This window comes from Pseudomonas sp. 18173 (assembly GCF_050432945.1).
GTDB lineage: Bacteria > Pseudomonadota > Gammaproteobacteria > Pseudomonadales > Pseudomonadaceae > Aquipseudomonas.
In genome coordinates, this window is sequence record NZ_JBKFTN010000013.1 from 47,092 (window position 1) to 68,807 (window position 21,716).

The 21,716-nt window shown below is 60.7% G+C and carries 16 protein-coding genes; 9 read left to right on the forward strand and 7 right to left on the reverse strand.

Translation table 11 applies throughout. The features are described 5' to 3' along the window. Positions 1–44: 44 nt before the first annotated feature. Complete coding sequence (locus ACLD1X_RS15950) at positions 45–2,444, reverse strand: sensor domain-containing diguanylate cyclase (RefSeq protein ID WP_429369212.1); 2,400 nt, start codon at positions 2,442–2,444, stop codon at positions 45–47. A gap of 187 nt (positions 2,445–2,631) precedes the next feature. Beyond that, a complete protein-coding gene (rlmKL, locus tag ACLD1X_RS15955) occupies positions 2,632–4,902 on the reverse strand; it encodes a bifunctional 23S rRNA (guanine(2069)-N(7))-methyltransferase RlmK/23S rRNA (guanine(2445)-N(2))-methyltransferase RlmL (protein ID WP_429369214.1) in 2,271 nt (756 codons plus the stop codon). A 530-nt stretch (positions 4,903–5,432) separates the two neighbouring features. Here rlmKL and rmf point away from each other — a divergent pair. Continuing rightward, positions 5,433–5,648: a ribosome modulation factor gene (rmf, locus tag ACLD1X_RS15960; RefSeq protein ID WP_003223300.1), complete on the forward strand. Its 216-nt coding sequence runs from the start codon at positions 5,433–5,435 to the stop codon at positions 5,646–5,648. Between the two features lie 240 nt (positions 5,649–5,888). Here rmf and ACLD1X_RS15965 read toward each other — a convergent pair whose 3' ends face one another. Beyond that, complete coding sequence (locus ACLD1X_RS15965) at positions 5,889–6,908, reverse strand: quinone-dependent dihydroorotate dehydrogenase (RefSeq protein WP_429369217.1); 1,020 nt, start codon at positions 6,906–6,908, stop codon at positions 5,889–5,891. Positions 6,909–7,136: 228 nt separating this feature from the next. Between ACLD1X_RS15965 and ACLD1X_RS15970 the strand changes: the two genes are divergently transcribed. From ACLD1X_RS15970 to cobA, 8 genes are all read left to right on the forward strand, one after another. Further along, the gene (locus ACLD1X_RS15970; protein WP_429369219.1) at positions 7,137–8,348 is read left to right on the forward strand and encodes a CmpA/NrtA family ABC transporter substrate-binding protein; all 1,212 of its coding nucleotides are present in this window, start codon (positions 7,137–7,139) and stop codon (positions 8,346–8,348) included. Positions 8,349–8,363: 15 nt separating this feature from the next. Then, a complete protein-coding gene (locus tag ACLD1X_RS15975; protein WP_429369221.1) occupies positions 8,364–8,939 on the forward strand; it encodes an ANTAR domain-containing response regulator in 576 nt (191 codons plus the stop codon). Between the two features lie 337 nt (positions 8,940–9,276). Beyond that, complete coding sequence (locus ACLD1X_RS15980; protein ID WP_104449766.1) at positions 9,277–10,488, forward strand: nitrate/nitrite transporter; 1,212 nt, start codon at positions 9,277–9,279, stop codon at positions 10,486–10,488. A gap of 7 nt (positions 10,489–10,495) precedes the next feature. Further along, positions 10,496–12,163: a protein kinase domain-containing protein gene (locus tag ACLD1X_RS15985; RefSeq protein WP_429369223.1), complete on the forward strand. Its 1,668-nt coding sequence runs from the start codon at positions 10,496–10,498 to the stop codon at positions 12,161–12,163. Between the two features lie 290 nt (positions 12,164–12,453). After that, positions 12,454–14,907 (forward strand): nitrite reductase large subunit NirB, encoded by a 2,454-nt coding sequence (gene nirB, locus ACLD1X_RS15990; RefSeq protein ID WP_429369225.1) that lies wholly within the window; start codon positions 12,454–12,456, stop codon positions 14,905–14,907. After that, positions 14,904–15,221 (forward strand): nitrite reductase small subunit NirD, encoded by a 318-nt coding sequence (nirD, locus tag ACLD1X_RS15995; RefSeq protein ID WP_429369227.1) that lies wholly within the window; start codon positions 14,904–14,906, stop codon positions 15,219–15,221. The genes nirB and nirD overlap by 4 nt, the downstream gene beginning before the upstream one ends. Then, positions 15,221–17,938 carry a molybdopterin-dependent oxidoreductase gene (locus ACLD1X_RS16000; RefSeq protein WP_429369229.1) on the forward strand — a complete coding sequence of 906 codons (2,718 nt, stop codon included), beginning with the start codon at positions 15,221–15,223 and terminating at the stop codon, positions 17,936–17,938. Before nirD ends, ACLD1X_RS16000 begins: the two co-directional genes overlap by 1 nt. A gap of 10 nt (positions 17,939–17,948) precedes the next feature. Further along, complete coding sequence (gene cobA, locus ACLD1X_RS16005) at positions 17,949–18,728, forward strand: uroporphyrinogen-III C-methyltransferase (protein ID WP_429369231.1); 780 nt, start codon at positions 17,949–17,951, stop codon at positions 18,726–18,728. Positions 18,729–18,804: 76 nt separating this feature from the next. Here the strand turns inward: cobA and ACLD1X_RS16010 are convergent, their stop codons facing one another. From ACLD1X_RS16010 to ACLD1X_RS16025, 4 genes are all read right to left on the reverse strand, one after another. Then, entirely contained in the window at positions 18,805–19,851 is a 1,047-nt protein-coding gene (locus tag ACLD1X_RS16010) for an OmpA family protein (RefSeq protein WP_429369233.1), read from the reverse strand. A 107-nt stretch (positions 19,852–19,958) separates the two neighbouring features. Beyond that, positions 19,959–20,549: an RNA polymerase sigma factor SigX gene (gene sigX / locus ACLD1X_RS16015; RefSeq protein ID WP_429369235.1), complete on the reverse strand. Its 591-nt coding sequence runs from the start codon at positions 20,547–20,549 to the stop codon at positions 19,959–19,961. A 90-nt stretch (positions 20,550–20,639) separates the two neighbouring features. Continuing rightward, a complete protein-coding gene (locus ACLD1X_RS16020) occupies positions 20,640–21,464 on the reverse strand; it encodes a mechanosensitive ion channel family protein (protein ID WP_429369237.1) in 825 nt (274 codons plus the stop codon). Between the two features lie 2 nt (positions 21,465–21,466). Next, positions 21,467–21,715 (reverse strand): hypothetical protein, encoded by a 249-nt coding sequence (locus tag ACLD1X_RS16025; protein WP_008048593.1) that lies wholly within the window; start codon positions 21,713–21,715, stop codon positions 21,467–21,469. Between the last annotated feature and the right edge of the window lies 1 nt (position 21,716).

Sequence of the window (21,716 nt, forward strand, 5' to 3'; positions counted from 1 at the left end):
GTCGGATCGCCGCACCGCCGCTCCCACAGGGATTGCATGCAACCCTAGTTCATTTCCTCTTCTACCCGATCCCTTCCTGCCTGCTTCGCCGCATAGACCCCCGAATCCGCGCGTAACAGCAAGGCATCGGCGCCCTCCCCGGCCCGCCAACTGGCAATCCCGAAACTGGCGGTAACGGTACCGACTTCTTCTATGGGTGAACTGCGCAAGCCTTGCCACAATTGCTGGGCCAACACATAGGCGTGTTCGCCGCTGATATCCGGGCACAGCACCATGAACTCTTCACCGCCCAAACGGCAGAACACATCGGTGCGACGCAGCCGGTGGCCGATCCGTTCGCACACGGCCTGCAACACCCGGTCACCGGTGGCATGGCCATGCAGGTCATTGATGCGCTTGAAATGGTCGATATCGAGCATGATCACCGACAAATCCCCGCCACCGCGCTCCACCCTGGCCATTTCGGTGGTCAGGCGCTCCTGGAAATAACGCCGGTTGTGGATACCGGTCAGCGAATCGGTGACCGACAACGCGCGCAACTCTTCTTCCACCCGCTTCATATCGGAAATGTCCGAGATGTAGCCGTGCCACAGCACACCGCCACCGGGCAGCTCCTCCGGAGTGGCTTCGCCGCGAACCCAACGCAAACCGCGTTGCGGCAGTTGCACGCGGTACTCTTCGCGCCAGGGGCTGAGGGTCTCGGCCGAGGCGCGGATCGAGGCGCGGACACGGGTGGTGTCCTGCGGGTGAATCCGGGTGAAGATCGACTCGGCATTGAGCAGCAGCACATCGGGTTCCAGCTCGTAGATCTCGCGAATGCCGTCGCTGGCGTAGATCACGCTGAAGCGCCCGTCGAACTCCATCTTGAACTGGTAGATGCCACCGGGCACGTGGGCGCTGAGTTTCTTCAACAGCAGGTCCCGCGCCGCAAGCGCTTCATGGACCCGTTTGCGTTCGGTGATATCGATGCACACCGCCAGGTGCCCGACCCACAGGCCTTGCTCGTCGAGTACCGGTGTCGCCAGCATGTTGACCATCAAATGGCTGCCATCGCCGCGCACCAGCGTCCACTCCCGCGCCTCGTGGCTGCCCTCCATGTCGCCTTCGACCAGCATCGCCTGGCAGGTTGGAACCGGTTTGCCATAACGTGCGCTCAACTCTGCCGAGCGAGCGGCCAGCTCCCGGGGCAGGTGCAGGTTCTCCAGGGTCATATGGCCGACCACTTCGGCACTGGTGTAGCCAAGCATCTGCTCGGCACCCGCGTTGAAAGTGCTGATGACCCCGCGCAGGTCGGTGGCAATGATCGCCACCTGGGTGGCGGCATTCAGCACGCCTCGCAACTGACCGTGGGTGCCGCGCAGCTCCTTTTCTCGATCGCGCAGTTCCTGGGTGCGTTGCTCGACCAGCCTCAACGCCCGCTGCCGCTGGCTGACCAGCACATACAGCAAGGCACTGAGCAGCACGCTGAGCAAGCCACCCAGCACTACCACACTGGTCACCGATGAGTGATTGGCCTGGATGAAGGCTTCGCTGGGCTGGATGTCCACCTGATAGTCATGATCGGCCAAGCGCAACAGGCGCGTGGTGGACAACTCGCTGACGGCCGGCGGGTTGGGCGACTCGAACAGCACTTCATGCTGGTCGTCGGTCGACAAATCGAGGATGCGCACCGAGAGAAAGTCATGGCTCGCTTCCGGCAGTCCGTCCGCCAGCAACTGGCGCATGCTGATCACGGCCATGACATAACCGTAGGGCTTTGTGGCCTTGTGGTCCTGACTGTTGCGCTGCGTGACCGGCGCGACCAGCAGCACACCTCGTGCATAAGCCGGCTCGATGCTCACCAGATGCATCGGTTGCGACACCGCCATCGCGCCACGCTGATCGGCCCGATCGAGCGTGGCACGCCGCAGCGGCTGGGCCAGCAAGTCGTAACCGAGGGGAGAACCGAGTTTGCTTTGGGTCTGGCTATAGAGCACCGCCACGTACTCGTCGCGCTCGCCCGCCAGTTTCAACTGACCGTCGGCGTCGAGTTCGCGCAGGGTGAAGTTACTCAACCCTTCGTCACGCACACGGCGCTCGAACGCCGCCCGCTGCTCGCCCGTGACCCGTTCCGCGTAGGAATAGGCTTGGGTTCGCAGCAGCAAAGGCTGGGTATAACCGTCGAATTCCGCTCGGGAAACCGAATCGGAATTGGCGAAAAACCGGCGCAGGCCATCGAGGCGCTGCTCCTGATCTTCGAAACGCTCTTCGATACGGCTGTAACGCTCACTGGCCAGCAGTTGAAAGCGTTGCCGCAATTGATGGTGAAACAGATTCAGCGTCGACCACGCCAGCAACCCCGTGAGCACCCCGCCGACAATTAACACCAGCAGCGCGACCAGCCAGGCCGAGACATCTTCGCTGAGAAAACCCAGGATCTTGGGGCGCACGGCGTGCAACGACATAAAACGCAAACTCAAAACGCCAGGTGCGGGATAGCCCTTTGGCCATGAGTTGAGTTATAGCTATTAGCCACTAATTTGACCAGCCTTGCTCGCGATGGTCGATAACGATAACGCGTGCATTCTGAATGCACGCGGTGTTCTTGAGTCCATCGCGAGCAGAGCTCGCTCCTACAGGTGGGTTCAACCGTCAACGGGCGGTGATTTTCCAGGCGCGGTGGATCTTGGCGTTGCGGGCAAAATCCGTATCGATGGTCTGGGCGGTGATTTCCTCGACCGCGTAGCGCTCGCCGAGATTGGCCTCCAGCTCGAACTTGCGGAAGTTGTTGGAGAAGTACAACACACCACCGGGTGCCAGGCGCGCCATGGCCAGGTCGATCAGTTGCACCTGGTCGCGCTGCACGTCGAACACGCCTTCCATGCGCTTGGAGTTGGAGAACGTCGGCGGGTCGATGAAGATCAGGTCGTACTCGTCACGACTGGCTTCGAGCCACGCCATCACATCGCCCTGCTCCAGGCGGTTCTTGTCGGAAAAACCGTTCAGCGACAGGTTGCGACGCGCCCAGTCCAGATAGGTTTTCGACAGGTCGACACTGGTGGTACTGCGCGCGCCGCCCTTGGCCGCATGCACACTGGCCGTTGCGGTGTAGCAGAACAGATTGAGGAAGCGTTTGCCGGCCGCCTCTTTCTGGATGCGCATGCGCATCGGCCGATGGTCGAGGAACAGACCGGTGTCGAGGTAGTCGGTGAGGTTCACCAGCAGCTTCACGCCGCCTTCATTGACCTCGACAAACTTGCCCTGCGCCGCCTGGCGTTCGTATTGCTTGGTGCCGCTCTGACGCTCGCGGCGCTTGACCACCACGCGGCTCTTGTCGATGTTCAACGCCTGCGGGATGGCTGCCAGGGCATCGAACATGCGGCCCGAGGCCTTTTCCGGGTCGATGGATTTCGGCGCGGCGTACTCCTGCACATGGACCCAATCGTGATACAGGTCGATGGCCATGGAGTATTCCGGCATGTCGGCATCGTAGACGCGGTAGCAGTCGATGCCTTCACGCTTGACCCACTTGCCCATGGCCTTGAGGTTCTTTTGCAGGCGGTTGGCGAACATCTGCCCGCCTTCGCTCAGGCGCGGCTGCTCGACCACCGGAGCCGGTGCCGGCGTCGGCTTGATCGGGTTGCCGTTCTTGTTGAACTTGCGTTCCTGCGGCTCGTTTGGCGTTTGGTCATAGGCGGCTTGTTCACGCTCGACCTGGCGCTGCTCCGGGGTGCGACGCTCGCCAGTGACGAACTGGTCCGGCAGCACTTTGATCAGCAACAGCTTGCACGGCAAGGCGCCGTTCCAGAACGAATACTGCTTGTGGCTGCGGATGCCCATGCGCTTGCCCAGGTCCGGCGCGCCGGTGAATACCGCCGCTTCCCAGTTCAGGCAGGCCTGACGCAGGCGCTCGCCGAGGTTCTGGTAGAGATAGAGCAGGCTCGCCTCGTCACCCAGACGCTCGCCGTATGGAGGGTTGCAGATCACCAGGCCTTTCTGGTTCTGGTCCGGGCGCGGCTCGAAAGTCGCGACTTCACCCTGATAGATCTTGATCCACTCGCTCAGGCCGGCCCGTTCGACGTTGTTACGGCCCGGTTGAATCAGCCGCGGATCGGCTTCGTAGCCGCGAATCCACAGTGGTGGCTTGGCCAGCCCGGCCGCTGCGCGTTCGGACGCTTCCTCGTGGAGTTTTTTCCACAGCGCCGGAACATGACCGAGCCAGGCAGTGAAGCCCCACTGCTCGCGACGCAGGTTCGGCGCGATGTCGGCAGCGATCATCGCCGCTTCCACCAGGAAGGTACCGACACCGCACATCGGGTCGGCCAGGGCGCCGCCTTCGGCTGCGATACGCGGCCAGCCGGAACGGATCAGGATGGCAGCCGCGAGGTTTTCCTTCAGCGGCGCCGCACCTTGCTGCAGGCGATAACCGCGCTGGTGCAGGCTGTGACCGGACAGGTCGAGGGACAGGATGGCTTCGCCGCGGTCCAGGCGCAGGTGAATGCGCAGGTCCGGGTTGAGCTTGTCGATGGACGGACGGTCGCCTTGCGGAGTGCGCAGCTTGTCGACGATGGCGTCCTTGACCTTCAGCGCGCCGAAGTGGGTGTTGTCGATACCCGAGCCATGGCCGCTGAATTCGACGGCCAGGGTGCCGTCATTGAGCATGTGGTCTTCCCACTCGATGTCCAGCACGCCGTGGTACAGGTCTTCGGCGTCCTTCATCTGGAAGCGCTTGAGCACCAGCAGCACGCGGTTGGCCAGGCGCGACCACAGGCACAGGCGATAAGCGGTTTCCATGGTGGCCATGCCACGCACGGCAGAGGTGTGCTCCCGCGCTTCCTCAAGGCCAAGCCCGACGGCTTCCTCGATGAGCAGGCCTTCAAGGCCTTTTGGGCAAGTGAGGAAGAGTTCGAAACGATCGGACATGGGAATTCCAGAACCTTTAGCTGAGTGACCGGGCAACGCATTGCCGGTCCGGTTTTCAATCAGGCGCTTTTCTCGAAGAACGCCCGCGTGGCACGAAGGTGTGCCGTTCCACCCTTGCTGCCCGGGTTAAATGAGCTTAGATGCAAGGACAGATAAAAAAGTTGATGCAACAAAATGTCATAAGTCGACCCTTCGTCGAATAGTGCTTCCCGGCAACGGGAGCCATTCTCACTAAAGGATTAAGCCCATCATCCAGCGCAGGGCCGATCATACCGGGGTTTGGCCAATAAATACGCTAAATACACGCTGTTACTTATGGCCTTAGCACATTAATAGTTACGTCCTTATGACAAAACGATCATTCCCTCGATGTGACGCTTTGGTTAGAACTCAATACAGGTTGGCGCCACAACGGACGTCAACACCTTGGCTCGCCACGCCGGCAGCGAGCCCCCAACGGCAGACATTTCTGCCAGACCTCGATTGAGGTCAACGCGATAAATACAGTCAACAAGTGAGGGCAACACCCTATGAGAAGACTTAAGCGTGATCCGTTGGAAAGAGCATTTTTGCGCGGATATCAATATGGCGTTGGTGGTAAATCCCGTGAGCTTTGCCCATTTACTCTACCGTCGGTACGTCAAGCCTGGATCAACGGCTGGCGAGAAGGACGCGGCGACAACTGGGACGGTATGACCGGCACTGCGGGAATCCACAGACTCAACGAACTTCACGCCGTCGGCTAATTACAGGGCACAACACTCCGACACGACAATCTGACTTTGTACTGAATTAACCACGCACGTCCCATCCGGACGGCGGGCTCCGGCCCAGGGGCTCCTTTTGAGGAGCCCTTTTTTATGCCTGCTCGTTGACCCAGAACAATCTCCCTGTAGGAGCGAGCTCGCTCGCGATGGTCGATAACGATAACGCGTGCTTTCTGGAAACACGCGGTGTTCTCGAGTCCATCGCGAGCGAGCTCGCTCCTACAACTGGGCGGCGATGGCGTCTACGGATTCACGAATCAGCGCCGGGCCTTTGTAGATGAAACCCGAATAGATTTGCACCAGGCTCGCGCCAGCGGCGATTTTCTCTGCCGCGTGCTTGCCTTCGGTAATGCCACCGGCAGCAATGATCGGCAGGCGACCACCCAGCTCCGAGGCCAGCACTTTCACGGTGTGGGTGCTCTTGTCGCGAACCGGCGCGCCAGACAGGCCACCGGCCTCGTCGCCATGCTCCATGCCTTCGACGCCTACGCGGCTCAGGGTGGTGTTGGTGGCGATGACGGCATCCATTCCGGTTTCGATCAGCGCTTGCGCAACCTGTGCGGTTTCTTCGTCGCTCATGTCCGGCGCGATCTTGATCGCCAGCGGTACATGCTTGCCATGACGCAAGGCCAGTTCCGCACGACGCTCGGCCAGATCGGCCAGCAACTGCTTGAGCGAGTCACCGAATTGCAGGCTGCGCAGGCCCGGCGTGTTCGGCGAGCTGACGTTGACCGTCACATAGCTGGCGTGGGCGTAAACCTTGTCCAGGCAGATCAGGTAGTCGTCCACGGCACGCTCGACCGGCGTATCGAAGTTCTTGCCGATGTTGATGCCCAGCACGCCCTTGTACTTGGCCGCCGCCACGCGGGCCAGCAGGTGGTCGACGCCGAGGTTGTTGAAGCCCATGCGATTGATGATCGCCTCGGCTTCCGGCAGGCGGAACAGGCGCGGTTTCGGGTTGCCCGGTTGCGGACGCGGCGTGATGGTGCCGATTTCGACAAAACCGAAACCCAGCTGGGCGAAACCATCGATGGCGGCGCCGTTCTTGTCCAGGCCGGCGGCCAGCCCGACCGGATTCGGGAAGTCCAGGCCCATGACATTCACCGGCACCTTCGCCGGGGCCTTGCACAGCAAGCCGTTGAGCCCAAGACGCCCGCCCGCGCCGATCAGGTCCAGGGACAGATCGTGGGAGGTTTCCGGGGAGAGTTTGAACAACAGCTGACGGGCCAGGGTGTACATGGGCGGATTTGACTCGATTGGCGGCGAATTGAGGCGGCGATTATAGCCGGGCAACGGGGCGGCAAGCGAGGCGCGCGAGCAAATCAACGGTTAATGGCATATGCCTTGCACCACTTTAGGCACCAGCACCCATACCAATGATGGAATGCGTGCAAAGACAATGGCGTCGTCACCGGCCTGTCCATGCAGGGCCCTGTGACGACGTTTTTTTTGCAAGGTGAACGCGCGATGAACGAACCGTCAGCCGGCCCCCTGGCCTGGGTCAATGGCAGCGATGCCCCGGAAAAGACCGAAATCAATCTCGGCTTCATGGCCCTGAGCGACTGTGCCTCGGTGGTAGTCGCCGCCACCCAGGGCTTCGCCCAACCCCACGGCTTGACCCTGAACCTCAAGCGCCAGTCGTCCTGGGCCAACCTGCGGGACAAACTGGTCAGCGGCGAACTCGATGCGGCCCACAGCCTCTACGGTCTGGTCTACGCCGTTCACCTGGGCATCGGTGGCGTGGCCGCGACCGACATGGCGGTGTTGATGGGCCTGAATCAGAACGGCCAGAGCATCAATCTGTCCCGCGGCTTGCAGGCGCTGGGAGTGACCACTCCTGAAGCACTGGATCGGCACGTGCACCAAACTCGCTCAAAACTCACCTTCGCCCAGACTTTTCCAACCGGCACCCATGCCATGTGGCTGTATTACTGGCTCGCCAGCCAGGGCATTCACCCACTGCTGGATGTCGACAGCGTGGTAGTGCCGCCACCGCAAATGGTCGCGCACCTGCGCGCCGGGCGTATCGACGGGTTCTGCGTCGGCGAGCCTTGGTCGGCCAGCGCCGTGCAACAGGACCTCGGCTTCACCCTGGCCACGACCCAGGCGCTCTGGCCCGATCATCCGGAAAAAGTCCTCGGCTGCACCCGCGCATTCGTCGAGCAATACCCCAATACCGCGCGGGCTTTGGTGATGGCGGTCCTGGAAGCCAGCCGCTTCATCGAAGCAAGCACCGAGAATCGCCGCAGTACCGCACAATTGCTCAGTGCCGCACAGTACCTTGATGCGCCACTGGACAGCATCGAACCGCGCCTGCTGGGCGATTACGCCGACGGTCTTGGCCATCGCTGGCAAGACCCCCACGCGCTGCGCTTGCACGGGAATGGCGAGGTCAACCTGCCGTACCTGTCCGACGGCATGTGGTTCATGACCCAGTTTCGCCGCTGGGGTTTGCTGCGCGATGACCCGGACTATCTCGCGGTGGCCCGGCAGGTCCAGCAACTGGACCTCTACCGTCAGGCCGCCAGTGCCGTCGGCGTCGCTTCGCCCGCCGGGGCGATGCGCAGCAGCCAGTTGATCGACGGCAAGATCTGGGACGGCTCGGACCCGGCCGGTTATGCCCGCAGTTTCACATTGCACGCCATGAGCGACAGCTCGCACCGATCCGCCAGCCGCTGACAGGAGACCACGAACATGCTGCGTATCCTGCTGATCAACGACACGGCCAAAAAGGTCGGACGCCTGAAGGCCGCCCTGACCGAGGCCGGTTTCGAAGTGATCGATGAATCCGGCCTGACCATCGACTTGCCCGAACGCGTCGAAACGGTGCGTCCGGACGTGATCCTGATCGATACCGAGTCACCGGGGCGTGATGTCATGGAACAAGTGGTGCTGGTGACTCGCGACCAGCCCCGACCGATTGTGATGTTCACCGACGAGCACGACCCCGGGGTGATGCGACAGGCGATCAAGTCCGGGGTCAGTGCCTACATCGTCGAAGGCATTCACGCACAACGCCTGCAGCCGATTCTCGATGTAGCCATGGCGCGCTTCGAAAGCGACCAGGCCCTGCGTGCCCAGCTGCATGCCCGCGACCAGCAATTGGCCGAGCGCAAGCGCATCGAACTGGCCAAAGGGCTGCTGATGAAAATGAAGAACTGCAACGAGGAAGAGGCCTACACCCTGATGCGCCGCCAGGCGATGAGCCGACAGCAGAAGCTGATCCAGGTGGCGGAGCAGATCATTGCCATGAGTGAGTTGCTTGGCTGAAGTTCTGTGGTGAATGTTCTATCGCCTTCGCGAGCAAGCCCGCTCCCACAGATTTTGTGGACACCCACTATCCATGTGGGAGCGGGCTTGCTCGCGAATGGCGGCGACTCGGTCTCTAACTGTTGGCACAAATCTCGCTAAGCAATCACCACAGGTAACCAACGGCGGTTGCCCCACCTACGACAAAGACGTCGCGCACCTCATTTGCCCCTGGCGAATCGGGTCGCGGCGTTTTTTCGTTTTGGCCCCACAGCACGGGGCCGGTGGTGCGGCCGTAACGGCGCCCCACCTGCAAGCTCATGACTCCTTCCGAGACTCTTCACAGCTGAGGTGCGCGATGAATTCAAGCTTCTGGAAATCCGGCCATACACCGACATTGTTCGCAGCCTTCCTCTATTTCGACCTGAGTTTCATGGTCTGGTATCTGCTCGGACCTCTGGCGGTACAGATCGCCGCCGACCTGCACCTGACAACGCAGCAACGCGGGCTGGTGGTGGCCACGCCCATTCTGGCCGGGGCGGTCTTGCGTTTTATCATGGGAATGCTGGCTGATCGCCTGTCGCCCAAGACTGCCGGCCTGATCGGTCAGGTCATCGTCATCTGCGCTCTGTTCGGCGCCTGGAAACTCGGCATCCACAGCTACGAGCAAGCCTTGCTGCTGGGGCTGTTCCTGGGCATGGCCGGCGCGTCTTTCGCCGTCGCCCTGCCCTTGGCATCGCAGTGGTATCCGCCGCAGCATCAAGGCAAGGCCATGGGTATCGCCGGCGCGGGGAACTCGGGCACGGTGTTCGCCGCATTGATCGCCCCGGTGCTGGCGGCGGCGTTTGGCTGGAGCAACGTGTTCGGCTTCGCCCTGATTCCGCTGATCCTGACCCTGATCGTTTTCGCCTGGCTGGCCAAAAACGCCCCCGAGCGCCCAAAAGCCAAATCCATGGCCGACTACTTCAAGGCCTTGGGCGATCGTGACAGTTGGTGGTTCATGTTTTTCTACAGCGTGACGTTCGGCGGCTTCATCGGCCTGGCCAGCGCCCTGCCCGGCTATTTCAACGACCAGTACGGCCTGAGCCCGGTCACTGCCGGCTACTACACTGCTGCCTGCGTGTTCGGCGGCAGCCTGATGCGCCCCTTGGGCGGCGCGCTGGCTGACCGATTTGGCGGTATCCGGACCTTGCTGGCGATGTACACCGTCGCGGCGATCTGCATTACCGCAGTCGGTTTCAACCTGCCGAATTCCTACGCCGCACTGGCACTTTTCGTCTGCACCATGCTTGGTTTGGGGGCCGGCAATGGCGCGGTATTCCAGCTGGTGCCGCAGCGGTTTCGTCGGGAAATCGGCGTGATGACCGGCCTGATCGGCATGGCCGGCGGCATCGGTGGTTTTGCCCTCGCGGCCGGCATGGGCGCGATCAAACAGAGCACCGGCAGCTATCAACTGGCGCTGTGGTTGTTCGCCAGTCTCGGCGTATTGGCGTGGTTCGGCCTGCACGGCGTGAAACGCCGCTGGAGAACCACCTGGGGTTCGGCCGCCGTGACGGCTGCGCGGGTCTGAGGTCTCGATGAGCCTGCAACTGAGTTTCGCCGAAGCCAGCGCCACCGGTCCTCGCGAGGAAAACCAGGATGCCCTGCGCCTGGTCACGCCAGCTCCGGCGCTGGCGGCGAGCAAAGGTTACCTGTTCGCCATCGCCGACGGTGTCAGCCAGTGCGCCGATGGCGGCCTGGCAGCCCGTTCGACGTTGCAGGCCCTGGCGCTGGATTACTACGCCACGCCGGAAACCTGGAGCGTCGCACAGGCACTCGATCGTCTGCTGTTGGCGCAAAACCGCTGGTTGCAGGCCAACGGCGGCGGACAACCGCTGCTGACCACCCTCAGTGCGCTGGTCCTGCGTGGCCGGCGCTTTACCCTGGCCCATGTCGGCGACTGTCGGGTGTATCGCTGGCACGCCGATCGATTGCAGCGCATCAGCGAGGATCACGTCTGGGACCAGCCGGGCATGCAGCACGTGCTGAAACGGGCGCTGGGCCTCGATCAACATCTGGTGCTGGACTTTCTCGACGGTGAGTTGCGCCCCGACGAAAGCTTTGTCCTGCTCAGCGACGGCATCTGGGCTGTCCTGGGCGATACCGCCATTGCGGCGATCCTGCGTGATCAACCGGACTTGCAAAGTGCTGCGCAAACCCTGGTCAATGCTGCACACCTGGCGGGCAGTCAGGACAATGCCAGCGCCTTGCTGGTGCGGGTCGATGCCCTCGGTGAAGCGAGTATTGGCGATGCGCTGATTCACTTGCAGCAATGGCCACTGCCGCCAGCCTTGAAACCGGGTCAGGCGTTCGAGGGCTGGCAGGTCGAGGGGATCGTCGCCCAGAGCCAGCAATCGTTGCTTTATCGCGTTCGCGACCATCAGCAACAACCCTGGCTGCTGAAAACGCTGCCGGGGCGCCTGCACGACGATCACCAGGCCGGGCAGGCACTGCTGTCGGAAGAGTGGTTTCTCAAACGCGTGGCAGGTCGGCATTTTCCTGAAGTCCATGCCGCCAGTCAGCGTCAGCATTTGTACTACGTGATGCGTGAATATTCGGGCACTACCCTGGCGCAACGACATGAGCAAAGCGGACCGCTACCGCTGCCCCAGTGGCAAGACATCGCCGAACGCTTGCTGCGAGCGGTCGGCCTGTTGCATCGACGGCAGATTCTGCATCGCGATATCAAACCGGAAAACCTGCTGCTGGGGCACGACGGTGAGTTGCGCCTGCTGGATTTCGGCCTTGCCTATTGCCCCGGCCTCTCGCAAGACCTGCCCTGGGCCCTGCCGGGTACACCCAGCTACATCGCACCGGAAGCTTTTCGCGGCGAAGTGCCGACGCCACAGCAGGACTTGTACGCCGTCGGCGTGACCTTGTATTTCCTGCTCACCGGGCACTACCCCTATGGCGAAATCGAAGCGTTCCAGCGCCCCAGGTTTGGCCTCCCGGTCAACGCCAGCCGCTACCGGCCCGACCTGCCGGACTGGATCGCCCACAATCTGGAGCGTGCCGTGGCGGCGGTCCCCGATCAACGCTTCGAAACGGCGGAAGAATGGCTGCTGCTGCTCGAGCAGGGCGAACGCCGCAGTTTGAATGTGCGCCCCAAACCGTTGCTGGAACGCGAGCCGCTGAAGGTCTGGCGGACACTGGCGCTGGTATCGCTGTTGCTCAACCTGGCGCTGCTGGTGATTGCGCTCCATTAGCGGGCAACGCGCTTTGAATCGGTGCATTCCCTCGCGGTTCTGTCCCTGAAAACGGGAAGAATACCAATAAACACGGGATCTGAGCGACTTGGCACAACCGCTGCATTACCTCTTTCAACAGACATAAAGCGCAGGCTTCAACGACGAAGGCTGCACTTCCCGAGAGAACGGGACCAGGACAAAGGCGTCCTCGCTAGGCAACTAGCGGGACGCCTTTTTTTGTTTGCGCAAAATTTGTCGAGCATGGCCTGAACCCTGATGAGGCAGGCCTGAGCCCCCCGGAGAACCTGATGAAAAAACTAAAACTGGTGATGATCGGCAACGGCATGGCCGGGGTGCGGACCCTGGAAGAACTGCTCAAACTGAGCACGGAGCTGTACGACATCACGGTCTTCGGCGCCGAACCGCACACCAACTACAACCGCATCCTGTTGTCGCCGGTGCTGGCGGGCGAACAGACCTTCGAAGAGATCGTGCTCAACGACCTGAGCTGGTACCTGGACAACAACGTCAAACTGCTGCTCAACCGCAAAGTGGTGGAGATCGACCGGGTCAAGCGCCGGGTCATCGCCGAAGACGGCAGCGAGGCCGAATACGATCGCCTGCTGATCGCCACCGGATCGACGCCTTTCATCCTGCCCATTCCCGGCAACACCCTTGAGGGTGTGATCGGCTACCGCGACATCGCCGACACCCAGGCCATGATCGACACCGCGAAAACCCACCGGCACGCTGTGGTGATCGGTGGCGGCCTGCTCGGCCTGGAGGCTGCCAACGGCCTGATGCTGCGGGGCATGCACGTCACCGTGGTGCACATCGGCGAGTGGTTGATGGAGCGGCAACTGGACAAGACCAGCGGCCAATTACTGCAAACCGCCCTGGAGTCTCGCGGCCTGCACTTTCGCCTGAGCGAGCAGACCCAGGCCTTGCACGACGCGGGCAACGGCCGGGTCGGCTCGGTGCAATTCAAGAGCGGCGACATCATCCCCGCGGACCTGGTGGTGATGGCCGCCGGCATTCGCCCCAATACCGAGCTGGCGGAGAAATCCGGCATTCCGTGCAACCGCGGGATTCTGGTCAACGACACCCTGCAAACGTATGACCCCAGGATCTATGCCATCGGTGAGTGCGCCAGCCACCGCGGCATCGCCTATGGTTTGGTGGCGCCGCTGTTCGAACAGGCCAAAGTCTGCGCCAACCACCTCGCGCAGCTCGGTTTTGCCACCTACAAGGGGTCGGTGACCTCGACCAAACTGAAGGTCACCGGCATCGACCTGTTTTCCGCCGGCGACTTCATGGGTGGCGAAGGCACCGAGACCATTACCCTCTCGGACCCGATTGGCGGGGTCTACAAAAAACTGGTGATCAAGGATGACGTGCTGGTCGGCGCCTGTCTGTACGGCGATACGGCAGATGGCGGCTGGTATTTCCGGCAGATCCGTGAAAACCACGCCATCAGTGAGATCCGCGATCACTTGATGTTCGGTGAAAATGCACTCGGCGACGTAGGACACCAAGGCCAGGACAAAGCCATGAGCATGGCCGACAGCGCCGAAGTCTGCGGCTGCAACGGCGTATGCAAAGGCACCATCGTCAAGGCGATCCAGGAACACGGACTGTTCAGCGTCGACGACGTCAAGAAACACACCAAGGCCGCCAGCTCCTGCGGTTCGTGCGCGGGTTTGGTGGAGCAGATCCTGATCAACACCGTGGGCGGCGCCGCCGACGTCAAGCCGAAAAGCGAAAAGGCCATCTGCGGCTGCAGCGACCTCAACCACGGACAGATCCGCCAAGCCATCCGCGAACAGCACCTGCTGACCATCGCCGGCACCATGAGCTACCTGAACTGGCGTACACCCAATGGTTGCGCGACCTGCCGGCCGGCACTCAATTACTACCTGATTTCCACCTGGCCGGGGGAAGCCAAGGATGACCCGCAATCGCGCCTGATCAACGAAAGGGCTCACGCCAACATTCAGAAAGACGGCACTTACTCGGTCGTCCCGCGGATGTGGGGCGGTGTGACCAATCCTTCGGAACTGCGGCGCATTGCCGACGTTGCCGACAAATACAACGTACCGATGGTTAAGGTCACCGGTGGCCAGCGCATCGACTTGCTGGGTATACGCAAGCAAGACCTGCCTGGGGTCTGGAAAGACCTGGACATGCCGTCCGGTCACGCCTACGGCAAATCCATCCGCACGGTGAAAACCTGCGTTGGCAGTGAGTTCTGCCGCTTTGGCACACAGAACTCCACACAGTTGGGCATCGAGCTGGAACATGACCTGTTCAACATGTGGTCACCGCACAAGGTGAAACTGGCTGTCTCCGGTTGCCCGCGCAACTGCTCGGAAGCCGGCATCAAGGATGTAGGCATCATCGGCGTGGACTCTGGCTGGGAGATGTACATCGGTGGCAACGGCGGGATCAAGACCGAAGTCGCGGAGTTCTTCGTCAAACTGAAAACCGCCGAGGAAGTCCGCGAGTACAACGGCGCATTCCTGCAGCTCTATCGCGAAGAAGCCTTTTACCTCGAGCGCACCGTGCACTACCTGCAGCGGGTCGGCATGGACCATATCAAGAAAGCCGTGCTTGAAGACCCGGAACGTCGCAAGGCACTCAACGATCGCCTGCAATTCTCGCTGTCGTTTGAACAGGACCCGTGGAAGGAACGCCTGGCACAACCACAGCTGAAAAAAGAATTCGACGTCATCCCCGTGAAAAACCTGGAGGTGCTGGCATGAACTGGCTGGATATCTGCGCACTGGATGAAATCAATGCCCTGGGCTCGCGGATCATCGCCGGCCCAAAGGGAGACATCGCGATTTTTCGTACCAGCGACGATGAAGTGTTCGCCCTCGACGACCGCTGCCCGCACAAGGGCGGCCCGCTGTCCCAAGGACTGATCTACGGCAAGCGGGTGGCCTGCCCGCTGCACAACTGGCAAATCGACCTGCAAAGCGGTGAAGCCCAGGCTCCGGACATCGGCTGTGCCCATCACCACCTCACCCGGGTGGAAAATGGCCGTGTCCTGCTGGCCCTGCGGGATGCAGGCTGATGGACCGCCAGATCACCGCGTCCACCTGCTGTTACTGCGGGGTCGGCTGCGGGGTGCTGATCGAGCACGACGGCGAGCGCATCCTCGGCGTCAGCGGCGATCCGGCACACCCGGCCAATTTCGGCAAACTGTGCAGCAAGGGCTCGACGCTGCACCTGACCGGCGACGTGACGGCGCGGGCGCTGTATCCCGAACTGCGCCTGGGCAAAGGCCTGGCCCGCCACCGCACCGACTGGGATACCGCCCTCGATCACGCCGCCAGCGCTTTTGCCGCGACCATAACCGAGCATGGCCCGGACAGTGTGGCGTTCTACATTTCCGGGCAACTGTTGACCGAGGACTACTACGCCTTCAACAAGCTGGCGCGTGCCCTGGTGGGTACCAACAACATCGACAGCAATTCGCGGCTGTGCATGTCCTCGGCGGTGGTCGGCTACAAGCGCAGCCTGGGGGCCGACGCGCCACCCTGCAGCTACGAAGACCTGGAGTTGAGCGATTGCGTGATGATCGTCGGCAGCAATATGGCCTACGCCCATCCGGTGCTGTTTCGTCGGCTGGAAGAAGCCAAATCCCGCCGACCGCAGATGAAAGTCATCGTCATTGACCCACGTCGTACAGATACCTGCGATCTGGCTGACCTGCACCTGGCGATCTTGCCCGGCACCGATGTCGCCCTGTTCCATGGGATTTTGCATCTGCTGTTGTGGGAAGACTGGATTGATCGCGACTTCATCAGGGACCACACCGAGGGTCTGGCCGAGCTGAAAAGCTTGGTGCGTGACTACACGCCACAAATGGTTTCGCAGCTCTGCGGAATCAGCGTCGAGCAATTGCAGCAATGCGCCGAATGGATCGGCACATCGCCCAGCTTTCTGTCGCTGTGGTGCATGGGCCTTAATCAGTCCACCGCCGGCAGCGCGAAAAACAGTGCACTGATCAATCTGCACCTGGCCACCGGGCAGATCGGTCGTCCCGGCGCCGGACCTTTCTCCTTAACCGGTCAGCCAAATGCCATGGGTGGGCGGGAAACCGGCAGTTTGTCCAACCTGCTGCCTGGCCACCGTGACGCCGCCAATGCACAGCACCGTGCGCAAGTGGCGTCCTACTGGGGCGTCGAGCAACTGCCGGAAAACCCCGGGCTTACCGCGATCGAGCTGCTCGAGCAAGTGCGCAGCGGCAAGATCAAGGCCTTGTGGATCGCCTGCACCAACCCCGCGCAATCCATGCCAGACCAGACGGCCGTGCGCGCCGCCTTGCAAGCCTGCCCGTTCGTGGTGTTGCAGGAAGCCTTTGGCACCACTGAAACCGCGAGATTTGCCGACCTTCTGCTGCCCGCCGCCAGTTGGGGGGAAAAGGAAGGCTGCGTAACCAACTCCGAACGGCGCATTTCCCACGTACGTCAGGCCATCACCGCACCGGGTGAGGCGCGGCCGGACTGGGCGATCACCGTGGATTTCGCACAGCGCCTGGAAAAATACCTGCGTCCTGGTCAAACCAGCCTGTTTGCGTTTGATAACCCCGCGCAAGTCTTCGATGAATACAAACAACTGACTCGCGATCGCGATCTGGACCTGTCCGGAATCAGCCATGCGCTGATCGATCGTCTCGGCCCGCAGCAGTGGCCCTTCCCTTCGGGTGCCGCCCAGGGCACGGCACGACTGTATGTCGACGGGGTATTTGCCACAGCCAATGGACGCGCGCAGTTCGTGGCCGATCCCTATCGCGCGGCCAAAGAACAACGCGATGCACGCTTCCCGCTGACCTTGATCACCGGCCGCCTGCGCGATCAATGGCACGGCATGAGCCGCACCGGCACCGCCGCGCAGTTGTTCGGCCATGTCAGTGAAGCCGTGTTGAGCCTGCACCCGGATGAGCTGCGCCGGCATCGCCTGCAAACGGGCGATTTGATCAGCCTGAAAAGCCGCCGTGGTGCGGTGATCCTACCGGTCGCCAGTGACGACAGCGTGCGTCCGGGCCAGGCCTTCCTGCCGATGCATTTTGGTGACCGCTTTCTCAAGGGGGGTGTAAACAGCCTCACCCTGCCTGCTTTCGACCCGTTGTCGAAACAACCGGAGCTCAAACACAGCGGCGTGCGCCTGGAACCGGTGCAATTGCCTTGGCACCTTTTCGCGCTGATAGAGGGCGATGTCCAACAACACTTTGAGACTCTACGCCCTCTCTGCGAGGCGTTTTCCTACGTCAGCCTCAGCCTCACCGGTCGTGAGCGCCCTGCGCTGCTGATTCGCGCTGCCAGCGCCACGGCGCCAGATGCACAATGGCTGCGCGAAATCGATCAATGCCTGGGACTAAACGATGGACCGGTCCTGGCCTACGACGATCCGCGACGCTCCATCGGTAAACGCGTGCGAATCGAGAACGGCCGGATCACCGCGATCCGCCTGGCGGGTGAAACCCTCGCCCGGCACTGGCTGCAAAACCTCTGGCTCGAAGGTCGCGCCGATGAACAGCTACGGCGCTGGCTGCTGGCGCCACTGAGTGCACCACCGGGCCAGATCGACGCCGAAGCGATCGGCAACAAAACCTTGTGCAATTGTAAAAACGTCAGTCAGAACGAGGTCTGCGCCGGCATCCGCCGTGGCCTCGATTTGCAGGGTTTGAAACAGGAATTGGGGTGCGGCACGCAATGCGGCTCCTGCGTCCCGGAAATCAAGCGTTTGCTGGCCGCCGAAGCGCAGCCGCAAGCCGCCATCTCGTGAGGAAAACACTATGAGCGCAAAAGTCTGGCTGGTGGGTGCAGGTCCCGGCGATCCTGAGCTGCTGACCCTCAAGGCTGTTCGGGCGTTGAGGGAAGCGGACGTGGTGCTGATCGACGATCTGGTCAACGACGCAGTGCTGGAGCATTGCCCCGCTGCACGGATTATTCCGGTGGGCAAGCGCGGTGGTTGTCGTTCAACACCGCAAGCCTTTATCCATCGCCTGATGTTGCGTTATGCCCGTCAGGGAAAATGCGTGGTGAGGCTCAAGGGCGGCGACCCGTGCATCTTCGGGCGTGGCGGTGAAGAAGCGCAGTGGTTACGCGAACGTGGCATCGAGACCGAAATGGTCAACGGCATCACTGCCGGGCTGGCAGGCGCGACGCAATGCGATATTCCATTGACCTTGCGTGGCGTGGCACGCGGGGTGACGCTGGTGACCGCCCACACTCAAGATGACAGCAGCCTGAACTGGCAAGCGCTGGCCCAAGGTGGCACGACACTGGTGATTTACATGGGAGTGGCGAAGCTCAGCGAAATCCGTGAGCAACTGTTGGCGGGGGCAATGCCGGCAGATACGCCTGTGGCAATGATTGAAAATGCATCGTTGCCACATCAACGGGAATGTCGAAGCAGCCTGAAGGCAATGGAGGAAGATGCCTGTGCCTTCGAGTTGAAAAGCCCGGCAATCCTGGTGATTGGCGCAGTCGCAGCCATCCCCTCCTGTGGGAGCGAGCCTGCTCGCGAAGAGACTCTATTCGTCGATACGAATGTTGGACTTCAACGCGCCTGACGCCCCCCCTCTTCACCAAATCGCAGGCAAAGAAAAGCCCGGCCAGAGCCGGGCTTTTCTCAGAGCTGCGAGCTAATTACTTAGCTTGAGCTTCAACCTGCGCTTCTACGCGACGGTTAACAGCGCGACCAGCTTCAGTTTTGTTGTCAGCAACTGGGCGGGATTCGCCGTAGCCAACGGACTGAACGCGGGACGACTCAACACCGTACTGGTTGGTCAGAACTTGTTTAACGGCGTTTGCACGACGCTCGGACAGTTTCTGGTTGTAAGCGTCAGGACCGACGTTGTCGGTGTGACCTTCAACAGTAGTGGTGGTCGATGGGTACTGCTTCATGAAGTCAGCCAGGTTCTTGATGTCGCCGTAGCTGTTTGGCTTGACTGCCGCCTTGTCGAAGTCGAACTTCACGTCCAGCTCAACACGAACGACTTCAGCAACAGCTGGGCAGCCGTCAGCGTCAACAGTTACGTTGGCTGGGGTGTCTGGGCACTTGTCAACGTTGTCGCAAACGCCGTCGTTGTCGCTGTCGGAGCAGACTTCTGGTGCTGGAACCGGAGCAGCAGCAGGCTTGTTGCCGCCACCGAAGTTAACACCCAGACCTACGGACGGGATGTAGTCCCAACGGCCGTTGTCCAGCTTGTAGTCAGCTTCTACGCCAGCACGAGCGTAGACGTTTTCGAGGAAGTAGTACTTCAGACCAGCGCCAGCAGTCAGGAAAGTCGACTGGTCACGACCGGTGTGGCCGTCAGCGGCTACGTTGGTCATGCTGCCGTGCTTGACACCACCTTGAACGTAAGGACGCAGAGCGTCGCCAGCGTTGTTGAAGTGGTACTGAGCGTTCAGACCGAACTGGTCGCCTTCGATTTTCTGATGGCCAGTACCGTTGTTCGAACGGGTGTGGTCGTCATTGTTGTAGGTCAAGTTCAACGATACGTCGTCGGTCAAGAAGTAACCGATGGAGGCGCCAGGAGTGTAGCCGTCTTCAACGTTGTTAACGCTGTCGTTGTACTTCTTCCCGTAGTTGAGCTCGCCTTCAACTGCGCCTTGGCCTTGTGCCAGTGCGCCGAACGAAGTAGCGGCAATAAGAGTACCAATGGCCAAGCCCAAGGTGTTTTTCAGTTTCATCCGTTAAATCCCCATCTGGTGATTGTGAAGCAGTCCCGCAAACCGGGGGACAACTCGGCGGCAAGTCTAACAGAACTTGCCTACACGTAAGAGATATTTGCGCTGAACTAAGTTTCAGCAACGCCTGCAAATTTCTCACGCAATTTATCTAGAGCGCGTTTGTACCGCATTTTTGTTGCACTCAAACCCATATGCATGATGTCTGCGATCTCCTGAAACTCCAGCTCTGCGACAAAACGTAGCACCAGAATTTCGCGGTCAATCGGGTTCACATACACCAACCAGCGATCAAGTCCACCCTTTTCCTCAGGTTTCGGCGCCTTTTCTTCGGACGCTTCCTCGAGGGGGTCAAGACTCAATGCGTCCATCAAGCGACGCTTTCGCCGTTCCTTCCGATACTGCGTGATGCACTCGTTGTACGTGATGCTATAAAGCCATGTCTTGAACTTCGATTTACCTTCGAAGTTCTTCAGGCCATACAGCACCTTCAACATGACCTCCTGACAGACATCGTCTGCATCGCGATCGTTCCCGAGATATCGTGCACACACGTTAAATAATGTTCGCTGGTAACGCCGCATCAGTTCTTCATAGGCGCGCGTTACGTGAAACAGCTCGGTATGCGAGCGCGCGACCAACTCCTCATCAGAGAGCTCGCGGGGGTCGTAGCGCATGGATAACGATTGGGCTTTATTCAAAACAAGTCGGGCCGACAGTCAGGTCAATGTCCGCCGCAGCCAGCATCAGCGGGCATTTTGCGGCGGCATACATTAGCAGGGTTTGCCGGGTTAGCGGCTACTCACATGCTGCTCAAGGAGGATCCGATTGGAAAGAGAGACTAGCTCACCCTCATCGGTCAGCAATGTGGTTTTAACCGTGCCGATCTCTTCGATCTGGCCTTCGACCTCACCAACACGCACTTGTTGCCCAACCTGGTACAGCTCACGCACGTAGATTCCCGCAAGAATCTGGCCGGCAATATCCCGGCTTCCCAACCCCATGGCCAGCGCTACCGCCAGACCAACGGTTATCAACACAATCACGATCACATGGTTCAGCAGGTCGGTCTTGACCTCCAGCTGGCTGATCGCAACCGAAATACTGATGATGATCACCAGGCCCTGGGCAATACGCCCAAGCCCTGCAGCATAGTCCAGGCCCACGCCTTCTGCCGCTCCACGCACCAGCCCATTGGCCAGTTGCGCCAGCAAAACCCCTACCAGCAATACCAGCGCCGCACCGAAAACCTTCGGCAAATACAACGCAAGCATATCCAGCGTAGCTGAAACCCGTTCAAGTCCAAGAGATTCTGCGGCAGAAACCAGAAAAATAAGCAGGACGAACCAATAGACGATCTTGCCGATCAGGGTCGAAATGGGAACCTGCAATCCGGCGCGGGACAGCAATTTGGTCAGGCCGGTGCCGCCCATCAAGCGGTCAAGGCCCAATTTGGCGAGCAATTTGGACAGCAGGGTGTCCAGCAGCTTGGCCACGACAAAACCCAACAGCAGCACAACCAGTGCGCCGAACAGGTTCGGAATGAAGTTCGCAACTTTTGTCCACAACGCAGTCATTGCAGTGACGAGGCTCTGGGTCCAGAGATCAAGTTCCATATTCAATCAGCCTTATCAGCAGTGCGGGCAGCAGGTTTACGAAGACGGGACACTGGCGCGACATGGGCCGATCCGTTGTTCAGGGCGATCATCAGTGCGGGCAACCAGCGCCCCAGCAGGCTGAACAGATCACCGGCGCCGACCTGGCGGTTGGCGGTTTTCAGTACACGCCCAAGGCACGCATCGTCGTCCCGGGTGGACGGTGAGGCGTTGAGCATGTCGCGCAAAGACTGTTCAAACGGATCGTGCATA

Excerpts from the sequence above, each read along its gene's own strand:
- ACLD1X_RS16020 (WP_429369237.1), bottom strand. The coding sequence starts at position 21,464 with ATGGAACTTGATCTCTGGACCCAGAGCCTCGTCACTGCAATGACTGCG.
- ACLD1X_RS15950 (WP_429369212.1), bottom strand. The coding sequence starts at position 2,444 with ATGTCGTTGCACGCCGTGCGCCCCAAGATCCTGGGTTTTCTCAGCGAA.
- nirB (WP_429369225.1), top strand. The coding sequence starts at position 12,454 with ATGAAAAAACTAAAACTGGTGATGATCGGCAACGGCATGGCCGGGGTG.
- ACLD1X_RS15975 (WP_429369221.1), top strand. The coding sequence starts at position 8,364 with ATGCTGCGTATCCTGCTGATCAACGACACGGCCAAAAAGGTCGGACGC.
- nirD (WP_429369227.1), top strand. The coding sequence starts at position 14,904 with ATGAACTGGCTGGATATCTGCGCACTGGATGAAATCAATGCCCTGGGC.
- ACLD1X_RS15970 (WP_429369219.1), top strand. The coding sequence starts at position 7,137 with ATGAACGAACCGTCAGCCGGCCCCCTGGCCTGGGTCAATGGCAGCGAT.
- cobA (WP_429369231.1), top strand. The coding sequence starts at position 17,949 with ATGAGCGCAAAAGTCTGGCTGGTGGGTGCAGGTCCCGGCGATCCTGAG.
- ACLD1X_RS15985 (WP_429369223.1), top strand. The coding sequence starts at position 10,496 with ATGAGCCTGCAACTGAGTTTCGCCGAAGCCAGCGCCACCGGTCCTCGC.
- ACLD1X_RS15965 (WP_429369217.1), bottom strand. The coding sequence starts at position 6,908 with ATGTACACCCTGGCCCGTCAGCTGTTGTTCAAACTCTCCCCGGAAACC.
- rmf (WP_003223300.1), top strand. The coding sequence starts at position 5,433 with ATGAGAAGACTTAAGCGTGATCCGTTGGAAAGAGCATTTTTGCGCGGA.
- rlmKL (WP_429369214.1), bottom strand. The coding sequence starts at position 4,902 with ATGTCCGATCGTTTCGAACTCTTCCTCACTTGCCCAAAAGGCCTTGAA.
- ACLD1X_RS16025 (WP_008048593.1), bottom strand. The coding sequence starts at position 21,715 with ATGCACGATCCGTTTGAACAGTCTTTGCGCGACATGCTCAACGCCTCA.
- ACLD1X_RS15980 (WP_104449766.1), top strand. The coding sequence starts at position 9,277 with ATGAATTCAAGCTTCTGGAAATCCGGCCATACACCGACATTGTTCGCA.
- ACLD1X_RS16000 (WP_429369229.1), top strand. The coding sequence starts at position 15,221 with ATGGACCGCCAGATCACCGCGTCCACCTGCTGTTACTGCGGGGTCGGC.
- ACLD1X_RS16010 (WP_429369233.1), bottom strand. The coding sequence starts at position 19,851 with ATGAAACTGAAAAACACCTTGGGCTTGGCCATTGGTACTCTTATTGCC.